Origin of the sequence: Citricoccus nitrophenolicus, from assembly GCF_047305825.1 — a bacterium.
Lineage (GTDB): Bacteria > Actinomycetota > Actinomycetes > Actinomycetales > Micrococcaceae > Citricoccus > Citricoccus nitrophenolicus.
Genome location: NZ_CP063070.1, coordinates 2,989,109 through 3,007,181, shown reverse-complemented (window position 1 = coordinate 3,007,181; position 18,073 = coordinate 2,989,109). Strand labels below are relative to the sequence as shown.

Below are 18,073 nucleotides of genomic sequence, written 5' to 3'. Positions count from 1 at the left end.
TCAGGCGTCTCCGGTGTTCTCGGTCAGGGCGCCGAGCGGTCGCGGCGCGGCGAAGGGGTCCAGGGAGTCGAGCGAATTCGGCCGCTCCAAGGCGCGGTCCACGCCATCCAGGATGCGGTCGAGGTCCGGCACGTGGTGGTGCTCGAGCTTGGCCGGCGGGTAGGGGATGTCGAATCCGGTCACACGGACCGGTGGGTGCTCCAGCCAGTGGAAGCAGCGTTCGGTCACCGTGGCGGCGATCTCCGCTCCCAGGCCACCGCTGCGTGAGGCCTCGTGGGCGATCACGAGCCGTCCGGTGCGCCGCACGGAGGCCTCGATCAGCCCGAAGTCGATGGGCGCCAGGGACCGCAGGTCGATCACGTCGATCGAGACCCCGTCCGCAGCAGCCGCCTCAGCGGCCTGCAGGCAGGTCTTGACCAGCGGACCGTAGGCCACGAGGGTGACGTCCGTGCCCGCCGCGGCCACCGCGGCCGGCCCCATCGGCCGCAGGGGTGCGGAGAGGTCCACCGGCGCCTTGTCGTGATACCGACGCTTCGGCTCGAGATAGACCACCGGGTCATTGCTGGTCACGGCCGCCCGGATGAGGTCGAAGCCCTCCTGGGGCGTGGAGGGCGCCACCACGCGCAGGCCCGCCGTGTGGGCGAAGTAGGCCTCGGGCGATTCCGAGTGGTGCTCCGGGGAGCCGATGCCGCCACCGAAGGGGATGCGGATGGTCAGCGGCATGGTCACGGCACCACGGGTGCGGTGGTGGAGCTTGGCCACCTGGGAGACGATCTGGTCGAAGGACGGGTACACGAAGCCATCGAACTGGATCTCCACCACGGGACGGTATCCCCGGTATGCCAGCCCCACGGCGGCGCCCACGATTCCGGACTCGGCCAGCGGCGTGTCCACCACGCGGTCTTCGCCGAACTCGTCCTGCAGCCCGTCCGTGATCCGGAAGACGCCGCCGAGCTGGCCGATGTCCTCGCCCAGGAGCAGCACTTTCGGGTCCTCCGCCAGCACGGAGCGCAGGCCGGCATTGATGGCCTTGCCGAACGTCATGGTCTCCGCGGTGCCGGCCGGCTGAGCGGTCATCGGGCACCCGCCGTCAGCTGCGGACCGTCGAACTGCTCGAGGTAGAGGCGGTAGTGCTCGCGCTGGCGCTCGAGCTCGTGGTGCGGCTCCGTGTACACGTGGTCGAACAGCTCAGCCGGTCCGGGCTCCTCCAGGGTGGCGACGCCGGCCCGCAGCTGGGCTGCCATCTCGTCCGCCGCGGTGGTGGCGGCGGCCCGGACAGCCTCGAGGTCCTCCCCCAGCGACTCCAGGTGCCTCTCCAGGCGGTCGATGGGGTCCTTGGCGCGCCAGGACTCCACCTCCTCCTGATCGCGGTACCGGCTGGGATCGTCAGCGGTGGTGTGGGGCCCCATACGGTAGGTGACAGCCTCAATGAAGGTGGGGCCGCCGCCGTTGCGGGCCCGCTCGAGGGCGCGCCGTGTGGCGGCCATCACGGCGAGCACGTCATTGCCGTCCACCCGCATGGCCGGGATGCCGAAGCCCCAGGGGCGGTCCGCAATATGGCGCTTGGCCTGCAGGCCGACCGGTTCGGAGATGGCCCACTGGTTGTTCTGGCAGAAGAACACCACGGGGGCGTGGAAGCTCGCGGCGAAGATCATGGCCTCGTTGACGTCGCCCTGGCTCGTGGCGCCGTCGCCGAAGTAGCCGATGGCCGCCGCGTCCGCGCCGTCCCGGGTGATCCCCATGGCATAGCCGACGGCATGCAACGCCTGGGCGCCGATGATGATCTGCTGCGCGGCCACGTTGTGCTCCGCCGGCGTCCACCCGGCGTAGGTGGATCCGCGCCACAGCCGGACGAGCCCCAGCGGATCGATCCCCCGCAGATAGGCCACACCGTTCTCCCGGTAGGACGGGAAGACGTAGTCCTCGGCCTGCAAGGCCAGTGCCGAGCCGACCTGGGCCGCCTCCTGCCCCAAGAGCGGCGGCCACAGGGCCAGCTCGCCCTGACGCTGGAGGTGGGTGCATTCGGTGTCGATCCGGCGGATGAGGGTCATATCCCGATGCAGCCCCGTCAGCATCTGGGGCGTGATGTCTGTCAGCCACGGATCGAGATCAGGATCCTCGCGGCGCTGTCCCAGAGGAGAGAGGACCTGCAACAGGTCCGGCTCGGGCATGTGGTGCATACCGGCGGTGGGGGGAATCAGGCTGGTGGATCCCATGGTGACCTCCTCGTTCTGGCGGGCAACGGGTGCGTGCTGCGCCACAGCGGTGAATGCGGTCATCGGTGGCGACCGCTCGATACTGTGAGACTAATCACAGCGCCTGGTCTGCACAAGATATGATGAGAGACCTGAGCACTCTGCGTCATCTGGCCCAGAGCACGCCGCAAGAAAGTGAGCATCATGCGCACCCTGGACACCACCGACCTGAGAATCCTCGTGGAGCTCTCCAGGGCACCGGACGCCACCACCGTGGCCCTGGCACAGTCCTTGTCCCTGTCCCGCAACACGGTCCAGGCGCGGTTGGCGCGGCTGGCCGAGGAGGGGGTGTTCCTACCGTTCGAGCGCCGCATCAGCCTGGAGGCCCTGGGCCACCCCCTGACAGCGTTCGTGCAGATCCATGTCCACCAGCAGCAGCTCACGGAGATCACCCAGGCACTGCGGGGCATTCCCGAGGTGGTCCAGGCTCACGGTCTGACCGGGTCGGGCGGATCTCCTGGCCCGCGTGGCGGCGCGCAACGCAGAGGACCTGTTCAGGATCCACTCCCGGATCCTGAGGATCGACGGGGTGGACCGTGCCGACACGTCCCTGGCCATGACCGAGCTCGTACCGTGGCGGGCCGTGCCCCTCGTGCACTCACTGCTGGACTCCTGAGCCGGGCTGAGGAGGGACGGACTGAAGGGGAGGTCGGGGCAGTGCCCGGGTGCTCAGTCCAGGACGGACAGAACGTCGATGGCCGCGTCGAGGTAGGCATCCACCTGGGCCTCGTCATAGGCGTCAGCCCCCGAGGCTGCGGTGAAGACGGCACGGCGCAGGTCGTCGGCCACCAGATCCCCACCACCGGGCCGCCGGTCGAATCGGGCGGACAGGCGGCGGCACAGAACGTCCACGTCGCTCCGGTCGTAACCCGAGTCCGCCCCGCTCACCGGACGGCGGAAGCGTTCACCATCCGGACGCTCCAGCCGGGCCCGCAGCACGTCGATGGAGGCGCTGACTCGAGCCTGCCAGGCGTCCTCGCCCTCCTGGTCGATCCGCCGCTGGCGCTCGGCCTGGGCCAGCGCGTCCTCCAGACGGTCCAGCACGTCATCCACCTGGTCTGCCCGGTAGCCGCCCCTGACGGCGTCGAAGGAGAGGTGGCGGATGTCCGAGGCCCGCAGGCCGCCGCCGCCCTCGTAGGCCACGCGGGCCCGAGCCATGAACTGGTCCACCTGCTTCCGGTGGTATCCGAAGGTCTCACGGTCCGCGAGCTCGAAGGGCTGCCGCTTGGCCGAGTCCATCACCTGCCGCTGGAGTCCGCCGGAGTCCTGCCGCGTGCCGTGGTCCATCGAAGAGACTCCTTGGGATAGGGGTTTGCCGCCGTCTCCATGGTATCGAGCGCTTCCCTCGGTTCCGGTGAGGTAGGTCGGGTGAGCCTCAGACGAACGGCAGGGCGAAGACCATGTACGCCACGGGGGCCGAGAACACCAGGGAGTCCAACCGGTCCATGGCCCCGCCGTGGCCGGGCAGCATGGAGCCCATGTCCTTGATGTTCAGCTCTCGCTTGATCATCGACTCCGCGAAGTCGCCCGCCGTGGCGGAGGCCACGGTCAGCAGGCCCAGCAGGCTCCCCACCCACCACGGGTGGTCCAGGAACAGCTCGACGGCGAGCGTGCCCACCACCACCGATCCGGCCACCGAGCCGGCGAAACCCTCCCAGGACTTCTTGGGGCTGATCTTCGGGGCCATCGGGTGCTTGCCGAGGCTGGCGCCCACGATGTACCCGAACGTGTCGTTGGAGACCACCATGAGCAGCATGCAGGCCACCATGAGGTTGCCCTGCTCCTGCCCCAGCAGGGCGACCGCGAAGGACAGCAGGAAGGGAACCCACAGGACGATGAACGCCGAGGCCATCACGGACTCCCCCCGAGCCGGCAGGTCCTCCACCACGGCCCACACCAGGATCAGCAGCAGGGTGCCCAGGAGCGCGAGCACGAGGGCCTCTGCGCCTCCGGCGAGGGCACCGAGGGGCATGGCGATCGCCCCGGCCCACAGGGGTACCCGGGGGATGTCGAGACCGCGGCCGGAGATCGCCCGGGCCGTCTCGGTCACGCCCAGCAGCAACAGGGCGATCACCAGGATCGCCAGGACCACGGGCAACCAGATCAGCCCGACCAGGGCGCCTCCGAGCAGGAGGAGGCCCACGGTGATGGCAGCCGGCAGGTTGCGCCCCGCCTTGGCCTTCCGGGTCCGGGCCTCCTCGAGTTCCCGCCGCTGCCGCCGGGTCAGCGGCGGCCCCGGCTCAGCCGGCGAAGAGTCCGGCCGAGGAGCAGCCGGGGCGGGGGAATCGGTCATGATGGGACGGCACGCTCAGACTTCGAGGAGTTCCGCTTCCTTGCGCTTGGCCATCTCATCGATCTCGTCGGTGTAGCGGCGGGTCGTGGCGTCGAGTTCCTTCTCGCCACGGGTGCCCTCGTCCTCACCGATGTCTCCGTCCTTGACCATCCTGTCCAGGGTCTCCTTGGCCTTGCGCCGCGCGTTGCGCAGGGACACCTTGTGGTCCTCGGCCTTGGTCTTGATGAGCTTGACGTACTCCTTGCGGCGCTCCTCCGTCAGCTCGGGGATGACCACGCGGATGACCTTGCCGTCATTGGACGGGTTGGCCCCGACCTCCGAATCGGACAGGGCCTTCTCGATGTTCCGCAGCGCCGAGGTGTCGAACGGCGCGATGAGCAGCGTCCGTGCATCGGTGGTGGTGAAGGAGGCCAGCTGCTGCAGCGGCGTGAAGGCGCCATAGTAGTCGACCATGACCTTGGAGAAGAGCCCCGGGTGGGCCCGGCCGGTGCGGACCGAGGCGAAGTCCTCCCGCGTGGCCTCGATGGTCTTCGCCATCTGCTCGGTGGCGGCCTGAAGCGTTTCCTGCGTCACGTTCTCTCCTGGGGTCTGGTGTTTTGTCATCAATCCTAGGACACGGCCACCCTAGACGGTGACGGTGGTCCCGATCCGCTCCCCCAGCAGGGCCCGGGTGACGTTGCCCTGCCCCTCCATGCCGAACACCAACATGGACAGCCCGTTGTCCTTGCACATGGTCATCGCCGTCTGGTCCATCACCCGGATGTTGTTCAGCAGCGCCTCGTCATAGGTGAGGTGCCCGTACTTCTCCGCCGCCGGGTCCTTCTTCGGGTCCGCGGTGTAGACGCCGTCCACCCCGGACTTGGCCATCAGGACCTCGTCCGCACCGATCTCCAGGGCCCGCTGGGCGGCCACGGTGTCCGTGGAGAAGTAGGGCAGGCCGGTGCCCGCGCCGAAGATCACCACGCGGCCCTTCTGCATGTGGCGGATGGCGCGCAGTGGGATGTAGGGCTCGGCCACCTGCTCCATGTGGATGGCGGACTGGACACGGGTGGACACCCCTGCCTGCTCCAGGAAGTCCTGCAGGGCCAGGCAGTTCATCACGGTGCCGAGCATGCCCATGTAGTCGGCCCGGCGCCGGTCCATGCCGTTCTCGGAGAGCTCGGCCCCGCGGAAGAAGTTCCCGCCCCCGACCACGATCGCGATCTCGACGGCACCGCGGGCGTCGGCGATCTGCTCGGCGATGCCCCGAACGGTGGAGGGGTCCACGCCGACCTTTCCGCCGCCGAAGACCTCCCCTGAGAGCTTGAGCAGGACCCGGCGCTTCTCCGTGCGGCCGGTGTCGCCGTGTGTGTCCCCTGCCTGGGCGCGTTGTAGGTCCTGGGACTCGCTGAAGGACGCGGCATCGCGGATATCCGGGCTGGTGCGCTTCTCAGGGCTCTCCATGGGCTGGCCTCCTGGGCTCGGCTGAACTCTTGGTGTGGGGTGGTGCGGGCAGAACAAAGGGGGTGGCCATCCAGTGTGGATGACCACCCCCTTCCAGGTTCTTCCGCCGCGCGGTCGGTCCGATCCTACCGTGCGAGCGTCAGGCCCGCGGTCCGGTGGATCAGTTGCCGACGCGGAAGCGGGCGAAACCGGTGACGGCGGCGCCGGCCTCGGTCAGCACCTTGCCCACGGTCTGCTTCGGGTCCTTGGCAAAGGGCTGGTCCACGAGCACGATCTCCTTGAAGAACCCGGTCAGGCGGCCCTCCACGATCTTCGCCATGGCCTGCTCGGGCTTGCCCTCGGCGCGAGCCGTCTCGTCCGCGATGCGGCGCTCGTTCTCGACGGTCTCGGCCGGAACATCCTCGCGGGACAGGTAGGTCGGCGCGAAGGCGGCGGTGTGCACGGCGACGTCGTGAGCGGCGGCCTGCGCCGCCTCGGACTCGGCGTCCACGCCCATCAGCACGCCCACCTGGGCGGGCAGGTCCTTGGAGGTCTTGTGCAGGTAGGCGTCCACGAAGGCGCCTTCCACACGGGCGATGCGGCGCACCACGACCTTCTCGCCGAGCACGGCGCCCTCGTCGATGACGTGGTCGCCCAAGGTGCGGCCGTTGTACTCGGAGGCCAGCAGGGTCTCGAGGTCGGCGGCGCCGGTGGACGCGGCCTGCTCGAGGACGATGTTGCCCAGCTCGATGAACTTGTCGTTCTTGGCCACGAAGTCGGTCTCGCAGTTGACCTCGACCATGACGCCGACGCCGCCGGAGACAGTGGCGGCGACCAGACCCTCGACGGCCGCGCGGCCCTCGCGCTTGGTGGCGCCCTTGAGGCCCTTCACGCGGATGATCTCAATGGCCTTCGCGGAGTCGCCGTCGGCCTCGTCCAAGGCCTTCTTGACGTCCATCATTCCGGCGCCGGTGCGCTCGCGCAGGGCCTTGATGTCAGCTGCGGTGTAGTTCGCCATGCGTGTACCCATCCTTACCTGTAGCGGGGTTGTCCCGAAGGGGTGTTGTGGTGGTCGGTGGTTCTGTGGCCCGGGCCCGGCCCGGGCAGACACCGGCCGGCCCCATGTGGGGCCGGCCGGTGGTTGATCACTTGGCCTCGGGGGCCTCTGCTGCCGGAGTGGCGACCTCTGCCGGAGTCTCAGCCTCGGCGGGGGCGGCAGCCTCAGCCGGAGCCTCGCTGGCGGCCTCGGCCGTCTGCTCGGTCTGGGCGGCGTTGTGCTGCTCGAGCAGCTCGCGCTCCCACTCGGCCATGGGCTCCTCGGCGGTCTGGCCGCCGGACTTGCCCTGGTTGCGGGCGATCAGGCCCTCGGCCACGGCGTCCGCCACCACGCGGGTCAGCAGGTTGACGGAGCGGATCGCGTCGTCGTTGCCCGGGATCGGGTAGGTGACCTCGTCCGGGTCACAGTTGGTGTCCAGGATGGCCACCACGGGGATGCCCAGCTTCTGGGCCTCGTCCACGGCGAGGTGCTCCTTCTTGGTGTCCACGATCCAGACGGCGGACGGGGTCCGGGTCATGTTGCGGATACCGCCGAGGTTGGACTCGAGCTTGGTCAGCTCACGCTGCAGCAGGAGCAGTTCCTTCTTGGTGTGGCCGGAACCGGCGACATCCTCGAAGTCGATCTCCTCGAGCTCCTTCATGCGCTGCACGCGCTTGGAGACGGTCGCGAAGTTGGTGAGCATGCCGCCGAGCCAACGGTGGTTGACGTAGGGCATGCCCACGCGGGTGGCCTGCTCGGCGATGGCCTCCTGGCCCTGCTTCTTGGTGCCGACGAAGAGGATGGTGCCGCCGTGGGCCACCGTCTCCTTGACGAATTCGAAGGCCCGGTCGATGTAGGACAGGGACTGCTGCAGGTCGATGATGTAGATGCCGTTGCGCTCGGTGAAGATGAAGCGCTTCATCTTGGGGTTCCAGCGGCGGGTCTGGTGTCCGAAGTGGACGCCGGAGTCCAGCAGCTGGCGCATGGTGACGACAGGCATGTCGCTCCTTGTAAGGGTTGTCGGTTGTCGACCGGCCCGTGGTGGTCCGGTCCCTGGCATGGTCTGCGGGCGAACCCGGCATCCCCGACGCTGACCCGAACTCACCCGCGGGCGGGAGATCTTCAGGACCGATGGTGGGGACCTGCCGAACCTGGTGAGAGGCCGGCATCAGTCATACGCGTAGTCAGGAGTGCACCCCAGGACTCACCACTGGCGGCTCGGACACACAACTGCTGGGCCAATCTTACCCCAGCATCCGCCCTGTTCCGAACCGGTCGGTTCCTCCACAACAGGTCAGTCGTCACCGCTCCTCCACAGTGAGCCGCCCGGAACACCCCGCACGACGCCGGCCCCTCCAGGATGGTGGGCATGTCACCTTGGTCCTGGCCCCGGCTGCTCGGTCTCCTGCTCCTGCTCGCCCTGCCCGCCGGCGGCCTGGCACCCCAACCCCCGGTGGCGCTCACGGCGGTCCAGACAGGGGCATGGTCACCACCGGCGGCCGAGGAGATCCTGCGGCCCTTCGATCCCCCGGCACAGCCGTGGGCCGCCGGCCACCGTGGAGTGGACTGGGCCGCCCCAGACGGTCGGGTGGTGGCACCGGCGGCCGGCACAGTGCACTTCGCGGGTGACGTGGCAGGTCGCCCCGTCATCACGCTGGCCCATGCCAACGGCATGTACTCGTCCCTGGAGCCGGTATCCGCCACCGCGGGGCTGGCCGTGGGTGACGCGGTGGGGGCCGGCGAGGTGCTGGGTTCCGCCGCGGCAGTCGGCGGCGCGGAGCCGGGAGGCGGCCACTGCCCGCAGCGGTGCGTGCACTGGGGCGTGCGGATCCCGGACGGGTGGGTGGTGGACGGCTCGGCGTGGGACCGGTACCTCGATCCGCTCGTGCTGCTGGGGTGGTCAGGTCCGTCCGTGCTGTGGCCCTTGGAGGGCGGCCCGCCCGGTGGCTAGCGGGCCCGCGAACGCCGCTCCGCCACCCCCCTGGCGAGGTCCACCAGCGCTCGTGCGGAATCGTGCCAGCTGAACACGGCCGCCCGGGCCACCGCGCGACGGGATGCCTCGGCGAAGGCGCCGGGTGCCTCCAACTCGAGCACGCGCGCGGCCAACGCGGCTGGGGACCCGTCTGCCTCGGGCACCTCTCTCCCCCCGTCCTCCGGCTCGGGCCCCAGGGGCACATACCGGGCTGCGCCGCCGTCGGGCCCGCCGATCTCTCGGAAGATCTCCAGGTCCGCCACCACCACCGGGGTGCCGTGGGCCATGGCCTCGGCCAGGGGCAGCCCGTACCCCTCGGCGCGGGACAGGGTGACGAGTGCGGTGGCCGTCCGCAGCAGGGCCTCATAGTCCTCATCCGTGGTGCCGTGATGGAAGATCACGGCGTCCTCAGGCACCCCGGCGGCCCGGCCGACGGCGGCGAGTTGGGACTCACGGTCCGCGGTGATGCGGGAGAGCAGGTGCAGCCGGTAGCCGGGCAGATGCGCCATGGCCCGGATGAGGGTCTCCACGTTCTTGTAGTCCATGAAGGACCCCATGTAGACCAGGGACCGCTCCGGGGGCAGCTCCGGCTCGCGAGGCTCGGCGACCGGCTGGGGAGCGTTGCTGACGATCCGGATCTCGCGGCTCGTGAGCCGGTGGCGGCGCATCAGGGTTCGAGTGGTCTCCGAGACGGTGGCGACGGCGTCCGCGCGGTCCAGCACCATCCGCTGCGGCCAGAACGCCAGGTGGAAGGCGCGCCACAGCAGCCGGACGGGAGCGGGCAGATCTCGAGGCGGGGTGCGGTGTTGGTAGTAGATCAGGTCATGCAGGGTGAGGAGCAGTCCGTAGTCTCGGCCGGCGGAGCCCATGGTCTGCATGGGCGAGAACACCACATCCGGCCGATGCGGATTCAGCTGCCGGGCGATGAACGGCTCCGCCGGGGAGGTCGGATCCGTGACCTTCACCCAGGGAAGCCCCGCCGGCAGCAGATTCAACTGCGCCTCGTTCGAGATCACCATGGTGACCTCCACCGCTGGGGAGAGCTGGGCGACCGCCGCGATCAGGCTGGAACCGTAGCGGGAGATACCGTCATGGAAGTCAGTCCGCGTGTAGCGGGCGTCCATGAACAGGCGCAGGGGATCCTCGGTGATGGGCACGGCTCCACGGTACCGGGCCATCCAGAGATGACGTTTCGATAACGGTGGGATACCCTCGATCACGGTTGCGATTCGCCCGGACCCACCTGCGGTGTTCCGAAAGTTGATCGTCACCGTCTCCGCGTGTCTTCCCCTGGACTCGGACTGTCTGGCGTGGGCCCTGTCATGCTCGCCATCGCACCCTTGAAGGGGACCACTGTGTCTTCACCGTCTTCTCCGGCGCCCTCCCCCACACGCCGTCATCCGAAGCGCCACCCGCTCCGCCGCCTCACGGCCGCGCTCGCCATCGGCACGCTCGCTGCCGGCGTGGCCACCGCGGGCCTGGGCGCACAGGTGGCTACGGCGCCCCCGGCCGCTGCCGCCACCTGCTCCTCCGACTTCACCGACGTGCCGAGAACCTCCGCCAAATACGGACCGGTCACCTGGTTGTCCTGCCAGGGCATCACCCAGGGCTATGCCGACGGTTCCTTCGGCGTTGGAAAGGCGATCACCCGGGGTGAGATCGCCGCCTTCCTATACCGGCAGGTCACGCCCAACCACCCCAAGAATGGGGCCACATACTTCACCGATGTGCCCGGGACGGGGAAGTACTACTCCAACCCCGTCACCTGGATGGCACAAGCCGGGCTGGCGAAGGGCTATGCCGACCGGTCCTTCGGCGTCCACCAGGCCATCACCCGTGGCGAGATGGCGAACTTCATCTACCGCCTGGCGGGCGCCACCAAGAAGGGACCGCCCTATTCCCCCTTCAAGGACATGGGCTGGTCCACTCCCTCCTACCACGAGGCCAGTTGGCTCGAGGCCCAAGGCATCGCCACCGGCTATCAGGACGGCACCTTCCGGCCGCGGCAGACCATCACCCGTGGCGAGACCGCCATCATGCTCCAGAACGCCCACCGGTACATCTCCGGCCGAGGGGACGTCACCACCTCCGTGATCAACCCGCTGCCCAGTGGCGACGGCAACACCGGCGGGTCCACGGCCGCGTGGAAGACGAAGGCCGCCAGTTGGGCCACGGCCAAGGCCAAGAGCTCCAGCTCGTACTACCAGTGGGGCGGCAACGGCCCGAACGGCTATGACTGCTCCGGATTCATCGTGGGGGCGTTCGCCGCCGGCGGCAAGGGCGGCCTGCCGCGCCGCGCCGCCGATCAGTACAGGGCGGCGGACAGCTACGTGCCGCTCTCCCAGGTGCAGGTGGGCGACCTCGTGTACTGGTCCAGCGGTGGCTCGGTCTATCACATCGCCATCTACGTGGGGAACGGGAAGATCGCCCACGCCCGCAACGAGAGGGAAGGCGTCTCCATCACGAGCATCGACTACGCCCCCTACAACATGCTCTCCGTGGCCGGCCGGTACAACTGACCTCGGTCGGCGGAACGGGGCCAGCCACGAGTTCCGGTTCCGTGTTGTTACGGTGGGTGGAACCGAGCCGGTCCGCAGACCAGCCGGCCGACCACCGATGGGAGCGAATCGAATGTCCGAGTACACGGATGCCAGGACCGAGGCGGCCACGGCCCTGCTGAAGAAGATCACCGAGCAGGTCGAGGCCCAGGACAACCCGAAGTCGACCCGCATGCTCGCCGAGGCCTACGCCCTGGTGCAGGGAAGCTTCACCGGAGGCCCCCAGGTCAACGTCAAGAAGTGACGTCACGGAGTAGGGCGTGCGGGACTTGAACCCGCGACCAAAGGATTATGAGTCCTGTGCTCTGACCAACTGAGCTAACGCCCCGTGGCGCCCGGCTGGGCCGGGCACGCAAGTGACCATCCTAGCGGGCGGCCACTGGCTCCACGACGATGCGGGCACCGGTGCGGATCCAGTACTGCCCGGTGGCGCGGCACTCGGCACGGGAGGCGAACCGGTACCGGAAGGTCCGCACACGCAGGTACCGCGGCGGGCGCCCCGCGAAGGGGTCTCGGCGCAGCAACCTCAACACCGCAGGGTCAGCAGCCAGGAGCCGGGCGAGCAGCGCGAAGAACCAGCGCTGCCGGATCCCACTCAGCGGCAGGAACCACATCAGCCAGTCCAACCGCAGGTGGTAGGGGGCCACCAGCGGCGGGCGACGGCGGACATCACCCGGTTTGCCCTTGAACTCGTAGGCGTGCCACACGGCGTCATCCTCGGGTGGCGCACCCGGCGCTCCGACCTCGGTGCCCTCGATGATGACCTCGATGCGTTGCTTCGTCACCGAGCCGAAGGCGCCGTAGGCATTGCCCAGCTGCCAGCGGTTGAACGAGGCGTTCATCAGTTGCCTCGGCGAGAACAGGTTGCGCAGCGCCGGCACGCCAGCCACCATCAGCGCCGCGGACCCGGCCACGGTGATCACGGTCCAGTACACCGGGATCTCACCGGGAACCGACGCCACCGCCGCCGTGCCGAGATCAGCCGGGATCCAGGGGAAGATCCCGTGCAACACGCGGTCCCCCAGCAGCCCGGCCGCCAGGACGATGGTGGCCCAGTTCAACCACGCGAAGTTCCCGGTGGCGACGAGCCAGAGCTGGGTCAGGATGATCCCCGCCGCCCCGATCGAGGCCACGGGCTGGGGCAGGAAGAGCAGGAACGGCACTCCGAGCTGGGCCACGTGGTTCCCGATGACCTCGCAACGGTGCCACCAGCGTGGCTTGAGGTGTGCCTGGCGACTCAGGGGGTTCGGCATGGGCTGGGTCTCGTGGTGGTAGTCCAGGGCTGTGAGGTCGCGCCACTCCCGGCCGCCACGCACCTTGATCATGCCGGCGCCGAACTCGAGCCGGAACAGCAACCAGGCGATCAGGAGGATCACCGGTGCAGGCGGCGGGACCTGGTTGGACCCGAGGAGGCCCACCGTGAATCCGGCCTCGAGCAGGAGCATCTCCCAGCCGAATCCGTAGAACACCTGCCCGAGGTTCACCACCGAGAGGTAGAGGCCGTACAGCCCCAGGAACAGCAGGAGGGGCAACCACGGCGGCCCGGACTGCGGCAGGCCCACCACGAGCAGTGCGGAGATCAGGATCCCGAGGGTCGCCACGGCCACCAGCCTGACGTCGCTGTACCCCCATCGGCGGAACAGGGTGGGCCCCCGTTGGCGGCCGGCCGCCAACAGCTCCGTGGCCGGCAGCAACCCGCGCTCACCGAGCAGCGGACGGAACTGGTTCAGGGTGGAGACGAAAGCCACGAGATACAGCGCCGCCACCCCGCGCTGCAGGATCTGGCGCGCCCACTCCGCGTCCGGCGCGGCCAGCCAGACCGGCAGGACCTGCGTGAACCACTCCACAGGGCCGATCCTAGACCCGACGCCCTGCCGGTGTTCCTACAGGCGGGCGCGGACCTCTTCCACGGTGGCACCGCGGTAGAGCATCTCGAACAGGTCCACGGTCTTGTCCTGGGAATGCTGCACCGCACGCTCGTGAGAGGACCGGCCCATGCGGACCCGCTCCTCCTCGCCGGCGGTGAGCACGGCCCCCAGTTTGGCGGCCAGGTCCTGCGCATCACCCGGAGTGAACAGGTACCCGTTGTCCCCGTCGGTGACAAGGTGCGGCAGGGCCAGTGCGTCGGCCAGGACCACGGGCCGGGATGCGCTCATGGCCTCCAGGGAGACGAGGGACTGCAGCTCCGCCGTGCCGGGCTGGCAGAAGACATCGGCGCGCAGATAGGCCCGGTGCAGGTCCTCCTCGCTCACGTGACCGAGGAAGTGCACCCGGTCCTGCAACCCCAGCTCCTCCACGAGGGACCGCAGGGCCGTGCGCTGCTCTCCGTCCCCGACGATCTCCAGATGCGCGTCCACCGTGGAGGCGAGCTCCCCGATCGCGCGGACGAGCACATCCACGTTCTTCTCCACGGCCAGCCGGCCCACGAACAGGACGGTGGGGTGCTCCGGGCCGACGATCCTCTCCCCCGGCGCGAGCTCATAGGCGGAGGAGTCGATGCCGTTCGAGATGGGCAGCACGAAGTCCAGGTCGGCGTGTTCAGCCATGGTCCGAGCTGCCAGGGCCGTGGGAGTGGTGACGGCGGCCGTCTTGCCCATCAGCCGGCCCATGTCCTTCCACGAGTTCCGGGACACGATGTTCAGGAACCACTGCGGGAACGGCAGGAAGGGTTCCAGGTTCTCCGGCATGAAGTGGTTGGTGGAGATGGTGCGGACCCGCCGCTTCTCGGCCTCGTTGATGGCCGCCTCTCCGATCATGTAGTGACACTGCACGTGCACGGCGTCCGGACGGATCTCCTCCAGCAGGGCCCCGATGGAGGCTCGGGCGTGCCGCGGGAACACCAGCCGGTAGTACTCGTGGGTGAATGCCCTGACGGACTGCAGCCGGTGGACGGTGGCCTCTTCGTTGTACTCCACGGAATCCGGACCGGGCTCGTTGCGGGCCGCCACCACGTGTACCTCGTGCCCCCGGGCATGGAGGGCCCGGGCGAGCCGGTAACAGAATACCGAGGCTCCGTTGACGTCCGGCGGATAGGTGTCCGCAGCGATGAGGACGGTGAGCTTTCGGTCGGCTGCTTCCGTCACGGGGAAGTGGCTCCTTTGCGAAGGTGGTGGTGGGCGCCTCGCGGGTCTAGTCCTCCGCCACCACGCTGGCGGTGCGGCGGGTCAGAACCCGGCGCCTGAGCACGTCCGGGTGGTGACGTGACAGGGCGATCACCCCGAGCGTAGCAACGCAGGCCGCCACGGCCATGCACCAACCCACCCACCACGGCTGATCCGGCTGCAGCTCCCCGAGCACGATGATCCCGGTGAGGACCCCGACCATGGGGTCGACCACCGTCAGTCCGGCCACCACGAGGTCCGGCGGCCCGTGCCGGTGGGCCATCTGGACGAAATAGATCCCGAGGAGGCCGGCACCGGCCATGACGCCCAGGTGGTACCAGGGGACGCCGGCCACCCCGCCCAGGTCACCGCGCAGCAGGTGGATCGATGCCAGCCGCACGAAGACGGCCACGAAACCGAACAGCACACCCGCGCCGAGGATGTAGACGAAGGCGCTGGGCCGGCGTCGTACCGCCACCGCCAGGACGGCGAACAGCACCGTGGCGGCGACGGCCATGAAGGCCGTGATCCGCTCCTGGTCCAGCGTGGGGGCCGGGTTCTCCTCAGTGGCGACCATCGCGATCAGCGAAACCGGCGGAACCCGCCACACAGGCGGCGATCGCTCCGATCGTCACGCGGTTCAGCCGCAGGTGCTGGATCCGCGCATTGAGCACCGTGGTGATGACCACCGCGACGGCGCCGATCGGCTGCACCACGGTGAGGGGCGCCGTGGCCAGGGCGTAGACGTTGAGGACGATGCCCGCCACCATGAGCGCGCCACCGGCCAGCCACACGGGCGAGCGGAACAGCGTGAAGATCCCCGAACGCGGGTGCAGCCGGAGCGTGGTCTCGTTCCGGCGGACGCCCACGGACTGGCGTTCGCTGCCCAGGGCAAGGCAGAAGGCGGCCACGAGGGCGGCCAGGATGGACAGCCACTTCACCCGGAGGCCCAACTGGCCCGGTCCCTGGGGTCCAGGCCACGGGCGGTCAGCGCACGGGACTTGCGTGCGCACCCCATCAGGTAGTCGCCGGCGGCCCAGATGTGGCCGGCGCAGCCGAGGCCCAGCACGATGTTGGCACTCAGCGTGAGGGGCACCTCGGCCAGGCCCGGGACCTGCGCCAACAGCAGCAGGGGGGTGCCGACGAGCAACAGCGCCGTGCGGATCTTGCCGAGGTTGGTCACCGCGAGTTCGGGGCTGCCGCGGAACATGGCCAGTGCGGCGATGGCCAACACGATGTCCGGGACGATGATGCAGACCACGAGCCACCAGGGCGCGATGCCAGCCAGCACGAGGGAGACCGCCACGACCATGAGGGAGAGCCGGTCAGCGACCGGGTCGAGCCACTGGCCCACTGTGGACACCTGGTTGAAACGGCGGGCGATGTATCCGTCCACCCAATCCGTGCTGGAGAGCACGGCCAGCACGATGAAGGCGGCCAGGTACCGCTCGGTGAACAGCAACCACACGAAGACCGGTACGAGGCAGAACCGGAGCACGGTGATGACGTTGGGAACGGTCCAGAATCGGTCCGAGATGACGTACTCGACGTGATCCCGGGTGCCCGCACCGATCAATCGCATGGAGTCAGCTGCTGCGCCGCAGCGCGGCTACTTCTTGAGCTGGCGCGCAAAGACGGCAATGGCCGTGGAAGCCGCGCCCAGCATGGCCAGCGGCTGCCACCGGTCCTTGACGTACTCGCCAGCGTCATTGGCCTTCTGCCCGGCCCGGGCCCCGGTGTGGTGCGGGGCGACCGGTGAGGTCCGATCCTCGCCGGTGGCCCCGGCAGCCGAGCCGCGCTTGGCCTGGGAGGTGAACGCGGCGAACTGGGACTTGAGGTCCGCCTTCTCCTCCAGCCCGGAGCGCAGGTCCCCGAGGTGCTGCCGGCGCAACTGCGCGCGGCGGCGCAACTCCGCGTAGGACGCAGTCTGCACGGTGGCATTCTTCGGAGCCTCTCCGCGCTTCTTGGCGGCCTTGTCCTCGGCGGCGGCCTCCTTGGCCCGTTCCTTCTCGCGAGCGGCGGCGATCTTCTTCTCCTCGGCCCGCTGGGCCTCCAGGCGATCGAACTCGGCCGGGTCGAAGGCGTTGCCCTCCTTGAGGTAGCCCAGGTCATACTTCACGCCCTGGATGGTCTCCGCCGGGACCAGCGGCATGGCCGCCTTGACGCGCAGCAGGCCGATCAGGATGAAGATCAACGCGACGACCAGCGCTCCGGCGGCCACCATCAACGCCGAGAACCAGATCGGACGATCCTGGGCGAAGCCGCCGATCATCGCGACGATCAGAGACACCACCATGATGAACAGGAACACGAGACCGACGACCGCCAGGCCGACGCCGATCCCGGCAGTGATCCCCTTCTTGCCCATCTGGCCCTTGGCCATCGACAGCTCGTCCTTGAGCTGTAGCGGGAGGAGGCGGACCGCTGTGATGACCACGTCGGTCAAAGAACTGGAGCGAGTCTGGTCCGAAACGCGGGGAGAACCCTGGTTGGCCATGGAGGACTGCCTTCCCTGTGGTCTACGGCTGGAAAACGGTACTGACCCGGACGGGTCCGGGCAGGTCAAACCTACCACCGACCGTTTGGGCCCCGGTGCTGCACAGTTGACTCTTCAAGTACTTGGGGTAGAGTCGTTCCAAGCCGGTGCCGCCCCACCCCCCCTTTAGGGTGGCACCGGCACTTTCATGCCCTCCGGCCGTGATGTCAGTCAGCCTCTGTGGTCCCCACGGAGCGTGAGCCGAGCTCGGCGTCCAGACGCAGCAGCCCGGCGCCGTCATTGCCGATGAGCCTGACCCGGCCGATGATCTCGTTGACCGTGGACTCCTCTTCGATCTGCTCATCCACGAACCAGTTCAGCAGGGGGCGGGAATCCAGGTCTCCGGCGGCCTCCGTCTCGCGGTAGAGGTCTCGGATGGCGTTGGACACCTTGACCTCGTTCTCCAGGGAGGCCTCGAAGATCGCCAGCGGAGTCAGGCCACGCTCCACCATCGGCGCGCCGATGGCGCCGATCTCCGCATGATTTCCCCGGTCCAGCACATGGTCGATGAACTTGTTGGCGTGGACGATCTCCTCGTCCGCCTGGTGGCGCAGCCAGGAGGCCATGCCCACCAGGTCCTGCGCGTCTGCCTCGATGGCCAGCTGGCGGTAGGCCATCGAGGACTCGAACTCGAGGGTGATCTGTTCGTTGAACTTCTTCAGGAGGTCATCTGTGAGCTTCATAGGACCACAGTAGAACTGCTGGAACGCCTTGTCACCGAAGGAAAGGCTGGTCTTAGACAGGGAAGGCTCGCCTGACCCGCGCGTGGTATGCGTACGGTACGTGCAGCAATGCCCGAGGCCGCGCGGCGGCCAGGGCGGTTAGAATGGCGCACATGCTTGATCTCGGTATCGCCTCGATGAGGCTTCGCCCCGCCCGCTGACGGCGGCCGGCCCCTCT

19 protein-coding genes, 1 tRNA gene and 1 pseudogene are annotated in these 18,073 nt (G+C 68.8%); 4 read left to right on the top strand and 17 right to left on the bottom strand.

Annotated features, from left to right (window positions below; genetic code table 11):
* Both IMT31_RS13665 and pdhA read right to left on the bottom strand, forming a co-directional pair.
* Positions 1 to 1,077, bottom strand: coding sequence for an alpha-ketoacid dehydrogenase subunit beta (locus tag IMT31_RS13665; RefSeq protein ID WP_345358788.1), 1,077 nt, complete (start codon positions 1,075 to 1,077; stop codon positions 1 to 3).
* On the bottom strand, positions 1,074 to 2,216 hold the full coding sequence (pdhA, locus tag IMT31_RS13660) for a pyruvate dehydrogenase (acetyl-transferring) E1 component subunit alpha (protein ID WP_345358802.1): 1,143 nt from the start codon (positions 2,214 to 2,216) through the stop codon (positions 1,074 to 1,076). The genes IMT31_RS13665 and pdhA overlap by 4 nt, the downstream gene beginning before the upstream one ends.
* Before the next feature lie 183 nt (positions 2,217 to 2,399).
* Here pdhA and IMT31_RS13655 point away from each other — a divergent pair.
* A pseudogene (locus IMT31_RS13655) lies at positions 2,400 to 2,871 on the top strand (Lrp/AsnC family transcriptional regulator).
* A 53-nt stretch (positions 2,872 to 2,924) separates the two neighbouring features.
* On the opposite strand, the gene IMT31_RS13650 reads toward IMT31_RS13655, so the two are convergent.
* From IMT31_RS13650 to rpsB, 6 genes are all read right to left on the bottom strand, one after another.
* Positions 2,925 to 3,542, bottom strand: a complete 618-nt coding sequence (locus IMT31_RS13650; protein WP_345358785.1) for a DivIVA domain-containing protein — start codon at positions 3,540 to 3,542, stop codon at positions 2,925 to 2,927.
* Between the two features lie 88 nt (positions 3,543 to 3,630).
* Positions 3,631 to 4,548: a phosphatidate cytidylyltransferase gene (locus tag IMT31_RS13645; protein ID WP_345358783.1), complete on the bottom strand. Its 918-nt coding sequence runs from the start codon at positions 4,546 to 4,548 to the stop codon at positions 3,631 to 3,633.
* Positions 4,549 to 4,563: 15 nt separating this feature from the next.
* Entirely contained in the window at positions 4,564 to 5,121 is a 558-nt protein-coding gene (gene frr, locus IMT31_RS13640) for a ribosome recycling factor (protein ID WP_413543125.1), read from the bottom strand.
* Positions 5,122 to 5,172: 51 nt separating this feature from the next.
* Positions 5,173 to 5,991, bottom strand: coding sequence for a UMP kinase (gene pyrH, locus IMT31_RS13635; protein WP_345358779.1), 819 nt, complete (start codon positions 5,989 to 5,991; stop codon positions 5,173 to 5,175).
* A gap of 160 nt (positions 5,992 to 6,151) precedes the next feature.
* Entirely contained in the window at positions 6,152 to 6,988 is an 837-nt protein-coding gene (gene tsf / locus IMT31_RS13630; protein ID WP_345358777.1) for a translation elongation factor Ts, read from the bottom strand.
* A gap of 127 nt (positions 6,989 to 7,115) precedes the next feature.
* Positions 7,116 to 8,006 carry a 30S ribosomal protein S2 gene (rpsB, locus tag IMT31_RS13625; protein ID WP_413543124.1) on the bottom strand — a complete coding sequence of 297 codons (891 nt, stop codon included), beginning with the start codon at positions 8,004 to 8,006 and terminating at the stop codon, positions 7,116 to 7,118.
* 369 nt (positions 8,007 to 8,375) lie between these two features.
* Here rpsB and IMT31_RS13620 point away from each other — a divergent pair, with 369 nt between their 5' ends.
* Positions 8,376 to 8,957: a M23 family metallopeptidase gene (locus IMT31_RS13620; protein WP_345358773.1), complete on the top strand. Its 582-nt coding sequence runs from the start codon at positions 8,376 to 8,378 to the stop codon at positions 8,955 to 8,957.
* On the opposite strand, the gene IMT31_RS13615 is transcribed toward IMT31_RS13620, so the two are convergent.
* On the bottom strand, positions 8,954 to 10,114 hold the full coding sequence (locus IMT31_RS13615; protein ID WP_413544433.1) for a glycosyltransferase: 1,161 nt from the start codon (positions 10,112 to 10,114) through the stop codon (positions 8,954 to 8,956). The two genes, IMT31_RS13620 and IMT31_RS13615, sit on opposite strands and share 4 nt — an antisense overlap.
* 219 nt (positions 10,115 to 10,333) lie before the next feature.
* Between IMT31_RS13615 and IMT31_RS13610 the strand changes: the two genes are divergently transcribed.
* Both IMT31_RS13610 and IMT31_RS13605 read left to right on the top strand, forming a co-directional pair.
* Entirely contained in the window at positions 10,334 to 11,497 is a 1,164-nt protein-coding gene (locus IMT31_RS13610) for an S-layer homology domain-containing protein (protein WP_413543123.1), read from the top strand.
* Between the two features lie 112 nt (positions 11,498 to 11,609).
* The gene (locus IMT31_RS13605) at positions 11,610 to 11,780 is read left to right on the top strand and encodes a hypothetical protein (protein WP_345358769.1); all 171 of its coding nucleotides are present in this window, start codon (positions 11,610 to 11,612) and stop codon (positions 11,778 to 11,780) included.
* A 10-nt stretch (positions 11,781 to 11,790) separates the two neighbouring features.
* Here the strand turns inward: IMT31_RS13605 and IMT31_RS13600 are convergent.
* From IMT31_RS13600 to IMT31_RS13565, 8 genes are all read right to left on the bottom strand, one after another.
* A tRNA-Ile gene (locus IMT31_RS13600) sits at positions 11,791 to 11,864 on the bottom strand.
* Between the two features lie 37 nt (positions 11,865 to 11,901).
* Complete coding sequence (locus tag IMT31_RS13595; protein ID WP_413543122.1) at positions 11,902 to 13,383, bottom strand: lipase maturation factor family protein; 1,482 nt, start codon at positions 13,381 to 13,383, stop codon at positions 11,902 to 11,904.
* Positions 13,384 to 13,419: 36 nt separating this feature from the next.
* The gene (locus IMT31_RS13590; protein ID WP_413543121.1) at positions 13,420 to 14,619 is read right to left on the bottom strand and encodes a glycosyltransferase; all 1,200 of its coding nucleotides are present in this window, start codon (positions 14,617 to 14,619) and stop codon (positions 13,420 to 13,422) included.
* Between the two features lie 46 nt (positions 14,620 to 14,665).
* Positions 14,666 to 15,214 carry a hypothetical protein gene (locus tag IMT31_RS13585; protein WP_413543120.1) on the bottom strand — a complete coding sequence of 183 codons (549 nt, stop codon included), beginning with the start codon at positions 15,212 to 15,214 and terminating at the stop codon, positions 14,666 to 14,668.
* Complete coding sequence (locus IMT31_RS13580) at positions 15,201 to 15,578, bottom strand: DMT family transporter (protein ID WP_413543119.1); 378 nt, start codon at positions 15,576 to 15,578, stop codon at positions 15,201 to 15,203. The genes IMT31_RS13585 and IMT31_RS13580 overlap by 14 nt, the downstream gene beginning before the upstream one ends.
* Positions 15,575 to 16,219 (bottom strand): CDP-alcohol phosphatidyltransferase family protein, encoded by a 645-nt coding sequence (locus IMT31_RS13575; RefSeq protein ID WP_413543118.1) that lies wholly within the window; start codon positions 16,217 to 16,219, stop codon positions 15,575 to 15,577. The genes IMT31_RS13580 and IMT31_RS13575 overlap by 4 nt, the downstream gene beginning before the upstream one ends.
* 27 nt (positions 16,220 to 16,246) lie before the next feature.
* Positions 16,247 to 17,074 (bottom strand): phage holin family protein, encoded by an 828-nt coding sequence (locus IMT31_RS13570; protein WP_345354983.1) that lies wholly within the window; start codon positions 17,072 to 17,074, stop codon positions 16,247 to 16,249.
* A 266-nt stretch (positions 17,075 to 17,340) separates the two neighbouring features.
* Positions 17,341 to 17,856, bottom strand: coding sequence for a ferritin (locus tag IMT31_RS13565; protein ID WP_345354953.1), 516 nt, complete (start codon positions 17,854 to 17,856; stop codon positions 17,341 to 17,343).
* Positions 17,857 to 18,073 lie beyond the last annotated feature (217 nt).